The organism is Mycobacterium sp. 236(2023) (genome assembly GCF_029623955.1).
Lineage (GTDB): Bacteria > Actinomycetota > Actinomycetes > Mycobacteriales > Mycobacteriaceae > Mycobacterium.
Window position 1 is genome coordinate 987255 of the sequence record NZ_JARSBP010000002.1, and the last position, 14734, is coordinate 1001988.

At 63.1% G+C, this 14734-nt stretch carries 13 protein-coding genes and 1 pseudogene; 9 read left to right on the plus strand and 5 right to left on the minus strand.

The window, feature by feature from the left end; all coding sequences use genetic code 11:
• Positions 1 to 13: 13 nt before the first annotated feature.
• From P9A17_RS07295 to P9A17_RS07305, 3 genes are all read right to left on the minus strand, one after another.
• On the minus strand, positions 14 to 1207 hold the full coding sequence (locus tag P9A17_RS07295) for an MCE family protein (RefSeq protein WP_278037888.1): 1194 nt from the start codon (positions 1205 to 1207) through the stop codon (positions 14 to 16).
• A gap of 103 nt (positions 1208 to 1310) precedes the next feature.
• A complete protein-coding gene (locus P9A17_RS07300; RefSeq protein ID WP_278037889.1) occupies positions 1311 to 2150 on the minus strand; it encodes a mycofactocin-coupled SDR family oxidoreductase in 840 nt (279 codons plus the stop codon).
• Positions 2151 to 2274: 124 nt separating this feature from the next.
• Entirely contained in the window at positions 2275 to 2874 is a 600-nt protein-coding gene (locus P9A17_RS07305) for a TetR/AcrR family transcriptional regulator (protein WP_278038644.1), read from the minus strand.
• 139 nt (positions 2875 to 3013) lie between these two features.
• Here P9A17_RS07305 and P9A17_RS07310 point away from each other — a divergent pair, with 139 nt between their 5' ends.
• Together P9A17_RS07310 and P9A17_RS07315 are read left to right on the plus strand one after the other, a co-directional pair.
• Entirely contained in the window at positions 3014 to 3211 is a 198-nt protein-coding gene (locus P9A17_RS07310) for a ferredoxin (protein ID WP_278037890.1), read from the plus strand.
• Positions 3212 to 3257: 46 nt separating this feature from the next.
• Positions 3258 to 4553 carry a cytochrome P450 gene (locus P9A17_RS07315; protein ID WP_278037891.1) on the plus strand — a complete coding sequence of 432 codons (1296 nt, stop codon included), beginning with the start codon at positions 3258 to 3260 and terminating at the stop codon, positions 4551 to 4553.
• A 40-nt stretch (positions 4554 to 4593) separates the two neighbouring features.
• Here P9A17_RS07315 and P9A17_RS07320 read toward each other — a convergent pair whose 3' ends face one another.
• Positions 4594 to 5262, minus strand: coding sequence for a TetR/AcrR family transcriptional regulator (locus P9A17_RS07320; RefSeq protein WP_278037892.1), 669 nt, complete (start codon positions 5260 to 5262; stop codon positions 4594 to 4596).
• A 173-nt stretch (positions 5263 to 5435) separates the two neighbouring features.
• On the opposite strand from P9A17_RS07320, the gene P9A17_RS07325 reads away from it, so the two are divergent.
• A complete protein-coding gene (locus tag P9A17_RS07325) occupies positions 5436 to 8159 on the plus strand; it encodes a hypothetical protein (RefSeq protein ID WP_278037893.1) in 2724 nt (907 codons plus the stop codon).
• A 138-nt stretch (positions 8160 to 8297) separates the two neighbouring features.
• Positions 8298 to 8393 (plus strand): annotated as a pseudogene (locus tag P9A17_RS07330) (pyridoxamine 5'-phosphate oxidase); the annotation flags it as partial.
• A 1-nt stretch (position 8394) separates the two neighbouring features.
• Here P9A17_RS07330 and P9A17_RS07335 read toward each other — a convergent pair.
• Positions 8395 to 9747: an alpha/beta hydrolase gene (locus P9A17_RS07335; protein ID WP_278037894.1), complete on the minus strand. Its 1353-nt coding sequence runs from the start codon at positions 9745 to 9747 to the stop codon at positions 8395 to 8397.
• A 556-nt stretch (positions 9748 to 10303) separates the two neighbouring features.
• Here P9A17_RS07335 and P9A17_RS07340 point away from each other — a divergent pair.
• The 5 genes from P9A17_RS07340 to P9A17_RS07360 all read left to right on the plus strand — a co-directional run bounded on the left by P9A17_RS07340 (position 10304) and on the right by P9A17_RS07360 (position 14725).
• Positions 10304 to 10714: a nitroreductase family deazaflavin-dependent oxidoreductase gene (locus P9A17_RS07340; RefSeq protein WP_278037895.1), complete on the plus strand. Its 411-nt coding sequence runs from the start codon at positions 10304 to 10306 to the stop codon at positions 10712 to 10714.
• Between the two features lie 31 nt (positions 10715 to 10745).
• Positions 10746 to 11375, plus strand: a complete 630-nt coding sequence (locus P9A17_RS07345) for a TetR/AcrR family transcriptional regulator (RefSeq protein WP_278037896.1) — start codon at positions 10746 to 10748, stop codon at positions 11373 to 11375.
• Positions 11372 to 12580, plus strand: a complete 1209-nt coding sequence (locus P9A17_RS07350) for a cytochrome P450 (RefSeq protein WP_278037897.1) — start codon at positions 11372 to 11374, stop codon at positions 12578 to 12580. The genes P9A17_RS07345 and P9A17_RS07350 overlap by 4 nt, the downstream gene beginning before the upstream one ends.
• Before the next feature lie 127 nt (positions 12581 to 12707).
• On the plus strand, positions 12708 to 14306 hold the full coding sequence (locus P9A17_RS07355; RefSeq protein WP_278037898.1) for an MFS transporter: 1599 nt from the start codon (positions 12708 to 12710) through the stop codon (positions 14304 to 14306).
• Between the two features lie 62 nt (positions 14307 to 14368).
• Entirely contained in the window at positions 14369 to 14725 is a 357-nt protein-coding gene (locus P9A17_RS07360; RefSeq protein ID WP_278037899.1) for a ClpX C4-type zinc finger protein, read from the plus strand.
• Positions 14726 to 14734: the final 9 nt, after the last annotated feature.

Consider the following 14734-nt stretch of genomic DNA (forward strand, 5'->3'; position numbering starts at 1 on the left):
ACCGGCGTACGGACTATCCGGGCATTCCGATCTGTGCGGTGTTGCGCGGTGGCCCGTCAAGCGGTCCGAACAGCCAGTTTTTCAGGCCTTCTGAGTTGAGCAGGATGCCTTGGTTGCCGTATTGCGCGGGGTTGGATCCGACGTCTGCGGCAATGAATGGCGGGATGAATTCGGCCGGCATCTCGGGCAGGCCGAGCTCGGTGCAGTAGTCGCGCCCACCGCTCTTGGCGGCCACCTTGGGGAGGTCACGCGGGTAGCGGTAGCGTTCGACGCCCAGCGTCAGACCGGAGGAGATCAGCACACCCGAAAACTGCGGTGGCGACTTGGCGAACGGAACCAGACCGCCGATGCCGCACCACAGCGACTTCTTGTACAGGTTCAGCAGGCCGGTGGTGGGTTCGAGCTTGTGCAGCACATCGGTCAGCGCCACCCGGTTACCGCCGACGACTTCATTGCCGAGGTCGGCCAGACCGATTGACCTGATGAGGAACTGGTCGAGGTTGTCCTGCTCGTCGACGATGGAGTTGCTCAGCGTGGTGGTGTTCTCGACCGTACCCACCAGATCGGGTGAAGCATCGGCGTAGGCCTGCAGCATGGGGACCGACGCCTCGATGTCGTGGGACAGGTTCGGCAGACTCGGTTCGAGCTTGGCCAGCAGCGCGTTGAAGTCCGACAGGGTTTGGCCGAACTTCTCGCCGCGTCCACTGAACGCCTGCGAGATCGCCCCGAGGGTCTCGTTGAGTTTCGTGGGCTCGACGGCGTCGAGCACCTGCACCAGGCTCTGGAACACGGTGTTGATCTCGACGGTGACGTGGTCACCTTCGAGCACCTGCCCGTTGCGTAGTTCGCCGGAGGGATTCTCCGGCGCTTGGAGCTGAACGAACTTGGCGCCGAACACGGTTGACGACGCGATGTCGACGCCGACATTTCCGGGAATGAGGTGCAGCTGGGACGGGTCCATGTCCAGTTGCAGCTGGGCCTTGCCGTCGGGCAGATAGGCGATCGATTTGACGGTGCCGACCTGCACGCCACGCAGTTTGACCTTCGCATCGGGATTCATCACGAGCCCGGCGCGGTCGGAGATCACGGTCACGGGAACGGTTTCGGTGAACGACCCCCGAAACAGCCCGATCGACACCGCAACGGCGGCAACAAGGGCGGCGACCATACCCAGCCCAGCCACAATCCGGGCGCGATCCCCCTGCATTCTTCCTCAGGCTTTCGATTGTCAGGTCGTTCTCGAACACGGATAGTGCCGCGGCCGGCGATCCTGTGGGATGCGCCGCCGGCCGCCTGTCAGCGAGAAGCCGCTATTTGAGCATGCTTCCGGCATCGACAGTCATCGGTAGTCCGGTGACGTAACGGGATTCGTCGGAGGCCAGGAAGAGCACGGCATTGCTGATGTCGACCGGTTCGACCCAGCCGACGGGGAGGACGTGCATGAACTGTGCGGCGACCGCAAGGTCGTCTGGGCCCGGGTTCTCCAGGTCGGGACGGAAGAGCTTCATGGTGCCCTCGTTCATGAACAGTGGGGTGTTGACGTTGGTGGGGTGTACCGAATTCACGCGGATCGAGTGCTGGCCGAGTTCCACAGCGAACGTGCGCATCAGGCCGACGACACCGTGTTTGGCGGCGATGTAGTGACCGGTATGCGGGTAGGGCTTCAGCCCGCCTACCGAGCTGGTCAGGATGATTGATCCACCCTGTCCTTGCGAGATAAGGTGCGGGACAGCTGCTTTGACGGTCTTCCAGACGCCTGAGAGGTTGACGTCGATCATGTCCGTCCAGTCGGCTTCGCTGGTGTGATCCAGCGTCTGGCCGCCGTTGCCGATACCCGCATTCGCGCAGATGATGTCGAGCCGGCCGAGCTGCTCGACGCCGCTGTCGACGGCGGCCTTGATGGCGTCGTAGTCGCGGACATCGACCTCGGCGGTGACGATGCGTCGGTTCAACTGCTTGACCAGATCCGCGGTTTCGGCGAGATCGTCGACGGTTGCGGGCTCGATCTGCGGGTTGCTGCTCACCGGACCGCAGATGTCGATCGCGATGATGTCGGCACCTTCCTCGGCAAGCCGCACCGCGTGGCTACGTCCCTGGCCGCGCGCGGCCCCGGTGATGAAAGCGACTTTTCCGTCAACACGTCCAGCCATAGGGCACCTCGCTGCCGTTGAGCCCGAGGCCAACGGCGTGCGCCGAGACCTCGAGTATTTGTCATTCGATCAGGAAGGCTGGCACGGGTGGGTTCATCTGTCAACCACGGCTCAACGGGAGGTGTCAGGTGTGTCCGCTCGGAGAAGGGGAGAGCAGCCAGGGCAGCTGCTCTTCGAGGAAGCGTTGAAGTTCCTCGTGGCCGTAGGAGACCCCGACGGCACGTTCATTGGCCATACTGCGCGCGAGCTGCGTGATCAACATCGAGATGGCGACGGGTGGATACCGTCCAATGTCGACACCCTGGGCGCGAAGCATCATCGTGACCGCAGCCGACTCGATATCCCGTACCCGCTCTGCATAGTTCTTCAGTTCCGCGCCGATAGCTTTGCGATGATTCGCCAATGCCATGAATTCGGTACTCAGCACGGTGTTTCGCGTGTCGCTGTTGATCAGCCACAGCGTGCGCGCCGGATTGTCATCTCGAAGCGAGTCGCGAAGGCGCGTTAGGGATGCTTCAGATCCTGCCCGCAGCACCTCGAGGAACAGATCATCCATGGTGGGGAAGTAGTAATAGACCAGCGCCTGCTTGACGTCCGCCTTGGCTGCGACTCGCCGTGACGTCGCCGCGGCATAGCCCTCGTCGTGCATGATCTGGGTCGCCGCCTCGATGAGCCGGCGACGAGTGGCCCCGTCTGAGGTCTTCGCCCGCTGGGTAGCCGGCATCAGAGGCCTGATCCACTTGACCGGCGCCAAAGCTGCGTGGTAGGCATACTGCATCGTAGCAGGCTGATCGATCGATCAGAGCAGGCGGGCGCGCTTGGACCGAGGGGTTTCAGGCGAGGTGAATCACAGAGAGGCGTCAATGGCGAAACACCGTTCGGTACAGGTCGATCCGCGATTGTGCGAAGCCCACGCGCTGTGCATCGAGTTGGCACCAAACGTCTTCGACCTCAGTGAAGACATTGCGACGGTGGAGAAGTCGCCAGACCCCGACGACGCACGCGATGTCGACGCGGCCGTCTCGGCTTGCCCGCGGCAGGCCATCAGTTGGGTTCACTGACCCGCCCCGCTCCCAATATCAAAACTCGCATCGAAAGGCCTATAGCATGCCTGATCTTGCTGACCTCGACTACTTCGCCGACGCTGACCTTGCGCAGAACCCCTATGAGTACTGGGAATATCTGCGTGGCCAGGGACCCGTTGCACGTGAGCCGCATTACGGGGTCGTGGCTGTCACCGGCTATCAGGAGGTCCACGCGGCATTCAAAGATGTGGACTGCTTTTCTGCGGTCAATGCCATCGGTGGGCCGTTTCCCCCGCTCCCGTTTACCCCGGAGGGCGACGACATCAGTGATCTGATCGAGACCCACCGGCATCTGTTCCCGATCTTCGAGCACATGGTCGTGATGGATCCGCCGCACCACGAAAAGGCGCGGTCATTACTTGGTCGGCTGTTGACACCGCGCCGGCTCCAAGAGAACGAAGAGTACATCTGGACTCTCGCTGATCGGCAGTTCGACGAGTTCATCGGCAACGGCCAGTGCGAGTTCCTCTCCGAGTATGCGAAACCCTATGCAACGCTGGCGATTGCGGATCTTCTCGGAGTGCCCCACGAAGATCGTCCGAAGCTGCGCAGGAATCTCGGGGCCGGCAGCGCACCGGACCACCAGGTCGGCGCTCTCGATTCGACGCCGGTGGGCAGCAATCCGTTGAAGTATCTCGATGATCTGTTCAGCGAGTACATCGCCGATCGGCGCAGCAATCCGCGCGACGACGTCCTGACGGGTCTGGCCACGGCGACCTACCCCGACGGCTCGACACCCCCGCTGCTCGAGGTGGTCCGCCCGGCCACATTCCTGTTCGGCGCCGGGCAAGAAACCGTGGTCAAGTTGCTCAGCTCTGCGCTGCAGGTCCTGGGAGACCGGCCGGATCTCCAACAGCGGCTGCGCGCAGACCGGTCCTTGATCCCAGCTTTCATCGAGGAGTCGTTGCGTTTCGAAAGCCCGACCAAGGTTGACTTCCGGCTCGCCCGGAAGTCGACGACGCTTGGAGGTGTACCCATCAAGGCCGGCACCGTTCTGATGTTGTGCCTAGGTGCTGCCAATCGTGATCCGCGAAAGTTCGACAATCCCGGCGAGTTCGATCTCGACCGCAAGAACGTCCGTGAACATATCTCCTTCGGTCGCGGCATCCATACGTGCGCAGGCGCACCGCTCGCTCGCGTCGAGGGTCGCGTCACTCTGAACCGGCTCCTCGACCGTATGACGGAGTTCCATATCAGCGAGCACAAACACGGCCCCCGCGAACAACGCTCCTACGCCTACGAACCCACCTTCCTTCTCCGCGGTCTCAGTGAGTTGCACATCGAGTTCACACCAGCTCCAGAAAGAGTGATCGGCTGACGTGACACCGGATGGTGGACTTCTGATCTCGGCGCTAAGATCACGACTCGGCGAGGAGGTCTTTCCAACGCCGCGGCAACGGTTTTGGTCGCTGGGCCTTGGTTCCTGCCGTGGCTTGAGGCATGGGCGAGCGGCGCGGCTGCCGAAGCCCCAAGATTCGCCTACCGACCGTGCTCAGCTCCTCAACCAGTTCGGCTGAGCCAAGATCGCGTGGCGCGGCGGTCGCCGCCCCAGCGAGTCCGCTGAAGAACGTCGTCGCCCGGACGAATCCCGCCGTGTCAGGCTCGGTCTGCATCAGTATCGCCAATTGGCGCTCGATGAGATCAACCCATTCGGGCTCAGTTTGGACGATGCGCCGAACGCTGGAATCGAAAACGACGACCGACGCGAGGGAACGATTTTGGGCGACCACCTCGGCGTAGCCGCGAACCATGGCCTCCATTTGTGCCCGCGGCGACGCCTGGGCTTCGGCGTTTTCGACTGCGCGCTGGTTCTGCCTCAGGATCGGGTCCATCAGCGCAGCGAGAAGCTCATCGCGCGTTCGAAAATGGTAATAGATGGCCGCTTTCGTGAACCCGAGTTCGTCGGCAATCATCTGCAGGGAAGTACCGGCGCAGCCATTTCGACTGATCAGCTCCATCGCAACGTCGAGCAGTCGTTGCCGCGTGTCGACTGGGACAACGGGTTCATCGAGCCGCGCAGACGTCACGGTGTACCTCCTTCGTGTCGGCCTCAGTGTACTGGACGTGCGTCAAGTCGCTGCTTTACGCCGGAAAGTTGATGCTTGACGATCGGTAAGTAACGGCTTTACTGTCATACAGATCACACTTTACGCTCGGTAAGTCGATCTTCCCGGGCGCTCCATCAACACCTGGGAATGACATGGGCACACACAAAACACACCAGACCACCTACGGCCGTTATGTCGGACGCGTCGGCGCGCTGGCCGCCGCACTGGGAATCGGCGTTCTGGTCGGCACCTCTCCCGTGATTGCCGGCGCGGACACTGGTGACTCCAGTGCTGAATCGTCGAGCCAATCGGACACTGCGAGCGCCCAGGACTCCGCGCCCTCCGGTCGAACGAAGTCGACCACCAAAGGCGAGCCAACCGCCGGCGAAGCGGACGCAGGAGCCGAGGATGACGTCACGAGTGGGGACGACGTCGACGATACCGAGACGCAAGCCCCGGACGAAGAGTCGCCGGCTACTGATGAGCCCGACACCGACGACAGCCCTGACGCCGATACTGACGCCCCATCTGAGCCCGCTCCGACGGAAACGCCAGTGGCTGAGGAACTCCCGGTGAGCTCGACTGTCGAAGCAGAGTCGAGCGCAGCAGATGACAGAGCTGGCGCCACTACCAAGGCGTCACGTTCTCAGGCAAGCACCGTTCCGGTCGAGAGCAGTGACACCGTCAGCACGACCCCGGAACGCGAGGCGGATGAAGCGCCCGTCGGCCAAACCCACGGCAGCACGCAGAGCAACGACACCGTTCGGAGCGCGACGGTCGACACTGTTTCCGTCACCCCGGTGACTGAGGCGGCCCCTCCGGTACGTGGCTTCTTCAGTCTCCTGAATTCGGTCGTCACGAACCTGCTCAATCCGTTCCTCGAGCCGGCGCCCTCCACGGGTGAGCCGATCACACCTCTGGTGTGGGGTGTTCTCGGCTGGGTCCGGCGCAACCTGTTCAATCAGGCCCCGGTGGTGAGCGTTCCGACCACCATCTCTCAGACCGGGCAGACCGTCACGGGCAACATCGGTGTGATCGACGCCGAGGGTGACGAACTGTTCTATGTGATCAAGCAGCAGCCCAAGAGCGGCACGGTGACGATCGATCAGGCCACGGGCATTTTCACCTACACGCCGAATGACATCAATTACACCGCGATACAGGAAGATTCGTTCACGGTGTCAGTGTCGGACCGCGGCTTCAACCTGTTGGGGCTACTCACACCGCGCACCGTGAAGAACACCGTCGATGTCGACGTGCTGAATCCGCAGGTGCAACGCGTCATCTTGAACATGCCCGACAGCGTCACCAAGCCGGTCAATCCGCGCTACTCGCAGGACGGCAAGTCGATCTTCTTCTCCGGGACGCCCACAGCCGGTGGCCGCGCGGAGATCTATGAGATCGACGTCGACGATGTCGACGGATCGACGGTCCGCTGTGTCACTTGCGGCGCGGCGCCGAGTGAGACGGGCGGGTTGTTCAAACCTGTTCCGTTCACTGATGGTTCGGGACGAGTCCTGGTGCTCCAGAATGGTCTCGGTGCAACGGGCGGACCGCGCTACTCGGTGTTCGAGCCGACGGGCTATTTGGGCAACGCGGAAGCGCGCATCGTGGCGGTGATCACGCCCCCCGGAGGGGGAGCCAGCTTGCCGGGACTGCCGCCGGGCGGAGTTCTCGAAGCGCAGCGTGAGATGCGGCCGTCGCCCGACGGCAAGCACGTGCTGTTCACCCGCATCGTGTTCGGTCAGACGGGAGGTCTGCAGGCACTGCCCATCGTCGGTGAGCTGACACGCAACGGTGATCAGTACACCGTGACGGACGCGGTGGTCGTCTGGCCGACCGGTGAAGGCAAGCAGTGGACCCCGGACGGTAAGGGCGTGATCATCCTGGGCGGGGCCATCGATGCGGGCAACGTCGACGACATCATGGTCGACGTCTCGGGTAAGACGGGTGACAACCTGATCCCGGGTAGCCCGTTCCGCGCCCACCGCATCACCGGCAATCTCGACTACGACGAGGATCTCGACCTCTCGCCCAACATGTTGTGGATGGCGATCGGCAGCACGCGCGGATTCGAGGCGCTGACACCGATGACGCGGATCATCCGGCAGAACTTCCTGCCGGTCTACGTCGGTGCTGCGGTTTACGCGCAGTACGCCGACGATCAGGTCCGCAACGTGTCGAACCAGAACTGGCTGGTGGCTATCGAGGATGATCTCAAGCGGGAGAACGGTATTCCGCTGTTCATCCAGGACGATCCGAATACGCCGGATATCGATGAGGGTGACGGGTGGGCCTCGCGAAGCATGCCGAGCTGGAATGCCGACGGTACCGCGATCACGTTCTGGGAGTCCGGTAACGGCGACGAGCATGGCGTGGCCCCGACGGAATCGCGGATCGTGATCGCGAACGTGAAGTACACGACAAGCGTTGGACCGGTGGGCAATACGGCGACGGACTTCGACGCATCCGCGTTCCCGGCGCTGAGCACGTACGTGGCCAAGGCGACGCCGCTGCCGCCGACCGGAACCTACGCCGGCGCCAAGGGGGGTTCGGCGCTGGTCAGCGAGGTCGTCAATCCGACCACCTTCCAGACCACGCGCACCGTGACCTACACCAACTATGTCAACGAGGACGGCCTCATTCTCAACGGCACCGAGTCCTCGACCTATGGACCGAGTCAGAGCAGCGTCACGTACCTGGCGGACATCGATGTCACCGACGCCACCGGTGCCAGCAGAGGCAACCTGGACGCCAACGCTGTGGTGAATGCGTTCACCCAGTCGGTCACGGGCCACATCACCTCGACGCTCGACGGGGACACACAGACCATCCCGGATCCCGCGAAGGCAGAAGAGGCCAAGGCCGGCGCATAAGGAGAAGCCGAGTGATGGTTCATCGACCTCTTCGGTGAGGCCGCGAGCCACGAGAGGCGGGGTGTGCAATGGACCCCCGCCTCTCGTGGCGTCGGGAATCGCGTCACGTTCCACGCAATTGGTCGCGTAGTGCCGAAGATGACCGGCACCGAACGCGAGCGGTACCTGGCCGATTTACACGTCGGGGTGATCGCCCTCGAACGCCCCGATCGAGCGCCTCTTGCGGTGCACGTTTCTAGACCACGGCGGCGTTGAGGTTTTCCAGAAGCCAGCGCTGGGAGTAATCCAGCCATTGGCGGTAGTGGCCCATCGCGCAGTGATCGTCGTCGGGATAGAGCAGTAGCGTGGCATTCGGTGCGGCGCGGGCGAGGTCTCGGCTGTCCTGGGTGCTCATCAGGGTGTCGTGGTCTCCGTTGATCACCAGGAGCGGAATTGTGATGTCCTGGTACAGATCTCGGATAGACAAAGCCCTGAGCTTCTTTACCAGGTCGATCGGGTGAACCGCACCGACAGTCCTGGCGAGTGCGTGCAAGATGATCTGTGGTGTGCCAAGTGCGCCACCATGAAAAGACCGGTGTGTTGGCGCCCCGCAGGCGATCGCACAGTTCAATCGGCCACTGGTGGCGGCCACGCGCGCGGTCCAGTAGGCGCCGAAGCTGACCCCCACCATCGCAATCCGGTTTGCGTCGAGCCGTTCGTCGGAGGCGAGGTAGTCGATTACCTGGTGGTAGACCGCTTGGGACTCCGGGCGCATCGAATCTGTGTAGGCGTAGCTGCCGGGCATCTCCATGACGAACATCGCCATACCCGAATCGCGGTAGCGAAGTTGCGGGATCGCCAACTCCTGGACGGTGCCCTCCAGGCCGTTGGTTGTCAGCACCACCGGGTGGGGACCCGGTCCGGGCGGTACGACGAGGTAGCCGCGGACGGCGTCACCGCCTGCGAGCGGGATGTCGACGTGTGCGACGCTGAGTCCCAGCGCAGGTACCACCACCTCGACCAACCGATCGAAGAGGTGCCGGGAACGCCAATAAGCCTGCAACCGCTGAGGGTCGTGGCCAGGGAAGGCGCTGACCTGATAGTACGTGATCGCCTTCACCCATGCGTCAATTACGCTGAAGGCCAATGTGACTGGTTCGCGATCTTCGGTGGGCACGTACTCGTCGACGATCGCGGCGAGCGCACACGGGTCTGGTTGTGGCCCGTGATCAGCGAACAGCGCCGCAGCGGAGGCCATCCACGGGGTCAGCCCATCGAGGGGCACCGGTGGGGTGCTCGGGTCGGTGAGGTCGGCCACGTCCGCGGAGTTGGGACCGGCCAGAGCGCGCAACAGATCGGTGGCGCGATTGGCCTGGGCTTCCGCGGTGCGGTTCCAATAGCTGCACCAGCGGTCGTCGCGGAAGGACCGTGCAGCGCGGATCTGCTCGGCGAACAGGGCGCGGTCGAGACCGCCCATGTTGGCGTAGCGCAGCACGAACAGGGCAGGCAGAAATGGCGTAGCCCCGGTCCAGCGGGCAGCCAGGTCCGTGCTGCGGGTGAGTGCGCACATCGTTACGGCGAGCTTCTGCAGGAAGGAGGCCTTTGCCACGCAAATCTCCTCACGACGCGGAACAACTGTTAGGACCGTAGCAGTATCCTGCGATACCCGGCTCCGCGCAGTCGTCGACGCGTTCGCAGCGCCGATGCGTCGGCGGGCTGGAGATCCGTTGTGGAACACTTCTTTTCGCCTCACCACTCGACTCCGGACACCCCATCAGGCGCTTGGTTGCCGAGGCCTGCCGCGTTCCGGCCACGAGCGCGGCGGCCATCTACCGGGCTTTGGACCGCTCGGTAGAATTCTGCTCGAACTGTTCAGTACGGGACGGCACCGGTCTGTTCGCCGGTCGACGACTGACCGTTTTCACGAACAGGAAGGGCGCCAAGCGAGTCTGGCCGACAATGCCAAGTGGCTGATGGAGACCTGACTGCGCGAGGAGGGGCGGATTTCGACATCGACGATGCTCTCGCATACGTCGCCTCGTTCGGCCGGTCGCTCCTTGAGCCAGGGCCTGGCAAAAACGCGACGCCATGCATGAAAGCGAACGCGTGGAAAGCGGGGTCCCGCGAACAAGTGCAGAACAAGTCACCTTTGCGAAAGGACTTCCATGCGTATGCCCCGTGCCGTGGCGATCTTCAATCGGCGTTTCACCAATCCCGCGGCTCGGCCGATTGCGCCCTGGCTCCCGTATCTGGGAACGCTCGAACACATCGGACGCAGATCCGGTAAAAAGTACCGAACACCCCTCCTCGTCTTCAAAACCGAAGACGGATTCGTCGTCCTTATTGGCTACGGGCCTGAGTCGGACTGGCTGAAGAACGTATTTGCCGGCGGCCCAACGGCACTGCGTAAGCGGGGCTCGGTCGTCGCACTGGGGAGTCCGCGGCTCACGGATAAGGCTGATGCAGCTCCACTCATCTCGCCCGCATCCCGGTTGTTCTATCGCCTGTTTCCCTACGACGAAGCCGCATTGGTGCTGACGAAGATCGACGGTAGCGGATTATTACGAGACTCTTGAATTCCGGAACTTAGGCGTCCAGTATTGCCATATGGCGGTGAGTAGCGACGGGACCTCAGTGGCAACAGGCCGCGACGTTCGTCGTGGGAGGCCGCGCGATGAGCGTCTCGATGACGTCATCGTGAGTGCAGCCATCGCCGAGGTGGGCGCAAAAGGGTGGACTGGGGCCACAATCGAGGGGATTGCCGCCCGCGCCGGTGTAGGTCGGGCGACGATCTACCGGCGCTGGTCGAGCAAAACCGAACTGTTTCACTACGCCGCGTCGTCCATCACCCAACCGGTCGAAGTGCCGGAGACCGGCTCGCTGTCCGAGGACCTCTTCGCGGCTGTACTCCCGATCGCCGACATGTTGGCGCGGCCGGACCTGGACGCGCTACTGCCTGCGTTGCTCGTCGAGGCCGCCACGGATGGGTCGATTCGCGACACCTTGCGAACATTCGCCACCAGGTCCCGTCAGCAGGCCGTGGCCGCCGTGGAGCGTGCCCGTCAAGCCGGTGAGATTGCGAGTTCGACCGACGCTGACGCGCTTGTCCAGATGGTGGCGGGTGGGCTCTTGTATCGGCGTCTGCTCCTCGGTGAAGCAGTCGATGCTTCCGCTGTGCGAACCCTCATCGGCCAAGCCACTCAAAGCTGCTCACCGAGTTCCAAGGAGGGATTTTGACTCGAGCTGTCGAGGTGGATCTGACGGATCCGCGACTGTATCGCAATGGATTTCCGCACGAAGTGTTCACGGAGCTGCGCCGCCGCGGACCGGTACACCGGCACCCCGTTGTCGAAGGACGCCCGGGTGTTCCGTCGACGGAATTCTGGTCGATCGTCACCCATCCCGAGATTCAGCAAGCCAACCGCGACTGGAAGACGTTCGCTGCCACCGATGGGCCGATGGTCGGAAAAGACCCGTTGATCTCCCAGGGCAGAACCATCCTCACGCTGGACCCGCCCGAGCACAATACGATGCGCCGCATCATCACCTCAGAGTTCACGCCGCGCATGATCGGCAGACTCGAACAACGCATCGCGTCCAGAACCGAGCGGATTCTTGCTGCGGCCCAAGGGAATACCGTCGACTTTGTGGCGGACATCGCCTATCAGGTGCCCATGCATCTGATCGCCGATATCGTCGGCATCCCCGAGGACGATCGGGCGTGGGTGTTCGAGCGCACCGACCGCTTGCTGAAGACTGCTGATCCGTATTCGGGCCACTCGGACGAGGAGCGGCTCGGGCTGCAGGTCGAACTGTTCGAGTACGCGCAACGCATCTCCGCAGCCAAGCGGGCGAATCCGACCGACGACGTATGGACGAAACTGGCACACCAGCTCGACGGCTTCGAGCTCGACATGTTCTTTCTCATCCTTGCCGTCGCCGGAAGTGAAACCACCCGAAATGCGTTGACACAGGGGCTTATCGCGCTGCTCGACAGACCTGACCAGTTCGACGAGATCGCTTCGGACCGAAGCCTTTCGCTCTCGGCCGCCGATGAGGTGCTTCGCTGGTCGAGTCCGGTGCTCCTCTTCGGCCGAACCGCCACCGAAGACGTGACTGTCGGTGATCAGGTCGTGGCGGCAGGGGAACGCGTGGTGTTCTGGTATCCGTCGGGGAACAGAGACGAGACCGTGTTCGACGACCCGTTTCGTTTCGACATCCACCGATCACCCAACCCGCACCTGTCATTCGGCGGGGGAGGAGCACATTACTGCCTCGGCGCGAACCTGGCCCGCAAGGAGATCCAAGTGGTCTTCGACGCGATCGCAAACGGCTATCGGATTGAGCTCATGGGGCCGCCCGTGTGGGCCGGTGCCGGTCCGGTCCACAACGTCGGGATCGGCATCGATTCCCTCCCCGTGCGGGTCACGCGGCGTCGCTGAGCAGGCCAGAACCCGGAGAATTCTAAAGACCTCGATGATGGATACACCACAGGTCGATCCGGCGCTGACAGTTTCGGACAGTGGCCGGATCGAGTCCCCAAATCTTTCACCGCGTCGTCAGCGCTGGGTGCTGTTCGTGGCGAGCGCGGGGGTAGTGCTGGTGCTGGCTTCCATGGTTGCACTCAACGCTGCGTTGCCAGACATTGCGGTCGAGACATCGGCGACTCAGACCCAGCTCACGTGGATCGTCGATGGTTATACCGTGGCGCTGGCCTGCCTGCTGCTGCCCGCGGGCGCCCTCGGCGACCGCTACGGCCGTCGCGGCGCCCTACTGGTCGGCCTGGCGATCTTCACGCTTGCCTCTGCGGCACCGGTCATCTGGCACGATCCCTGGCAGGTGATCGCGTCGCGCGCCGTCGCCGGCATCGGTGCGGCGCTCATCATGCCGGCGACGTTGTCGCTGATCACATCAGCATTTCCGCGGGCAGAGCGAAACAAGGCGGTCGGCGTGTGGGCCGGAGTAGCCGGGTGTGGGGCCATCCTGGGCATGCTCGGTGCGGGACTGCTTCTCATGTTCTTCGAATGGCCGTCACTGTTCTACGGGTTGGCCGGCTGCGGTCTGTTGTTGGGCATTCTCACCTGCTCCATCGGGTCGTCGCGTGACGACAGCGCCACACCCGTCGACTGGGCGGGTGCCGTACTCATCGGCACCGCTATCGCCGTCTTCGTGCTCGGTGTCATCGAAGTGCCGACCCGAGGCTGGGACGACGTCCTCGTTCTCTGTTTACTTGCAGGCGGCGTCGTGCTGGCAAGCTTGTTCGCCTGGGTGCAACTGCGGACGCGCCACCCACTGCTCGACGTCCGCCTCTTCGCCTCACCGGCCTTCGGCACCGGCGCAACAGGATTGACCTTTCTCTTCTTCGCGCTCTTCGGCTTCTTCTATGTCGTCATGCAGCTACTACAGCTGGTGATGGGCTACACGGCCCTCCAGACCGCATTTGCCTTATCCCCGCTCGCAGTGCCAATGCTTGTTCTGGGCGCGACCATGCATCTCGCCTTGCCGAAGGTTGGATTGCGGGCCGCCACGAGCATCGGCCTGTTGCTCAACGCCATCGGCTTCTGGCTGATGAGAGCGGTCGATGAGAACTCGACCTACCTCGATCTGGCAGGCCCGATGCTGATCAATGCGGCCGGAATCGGGCTGTGCATGGCTCCGATGACCAGTGCGATCATGAACGCAGCTCCGGACGAGAAGCAGGGTGTGGCTTCCGCGGTCAACGACGCGACGAGGGAAGTCGGTGCCGCGCTTGGCATTGCGGTCGCGGGTTCGGTGCTCGCGGCCGGGTATCGCGACGCGTTGATGCCGCACCTAAGCTCTGCCCCGGCCGAGCTGCGTGATGCTGCTGCCAATTCGTTGGGTTCGGCTCTCGCGGCTGGTCAGCAGATGGGCCCAGCGGGTGCTCAACTCATCCAGCAAGCCGAGTCGGCCTTCGGGCACGCGATGGAACAGGCTCTTACCGTTCTCAGCATCACCCTTGCCGCCGGTGCCATGCTCATGGCTTTATGGGCTCCCGGCCGTGACGGGCGGCAATGGACGTTCTTGCGCAGACGGCACGAAACGAGCGAGCCGATGGTTACAGCGGGGAGGTTCGGCGAGCACGCCGGAGAAGGCGATCAGCGAGACGCCAAGCGGGCCCGGCGATCTGGCCGGCATCGCAAGCGATGACGACAATGACCCGCCCGCGTCAGTTTGTCGGATCCGTCCGCCCGGCCCAGACGAGATAGCTCATGGGCGCCACGATGGCCGAAACGAGGTATTGCGCGTTCTGCGGCGAAGCCCGCCCGCGGGCGCAGGTCGTCGCCGGTCTTGGCGTCTATATCTGCGAGGTCTGCATCGCAGAATGTGTCTCGATCCTGGAGGGTCGCCTTGGGGTGGAGGGCTTTCGTCGTCGTCATCGCGAGGCGTGTTGTGACGAAGAGTTGCTCAGTCAGATTCCGCGGGTTGCGGCGACCAAAGCCAGCGTCGAGGAAGACTTGCGGGCGCGGGTCCGGGAGCTCCGGCAGCGAAAAGTCACGTGGTCTCGGATCGCGGCTGAGTTGGGCGTGACCCGCCAGTCAGCCTGGGAACGATTCACCGTGGACTGAATAAACAGA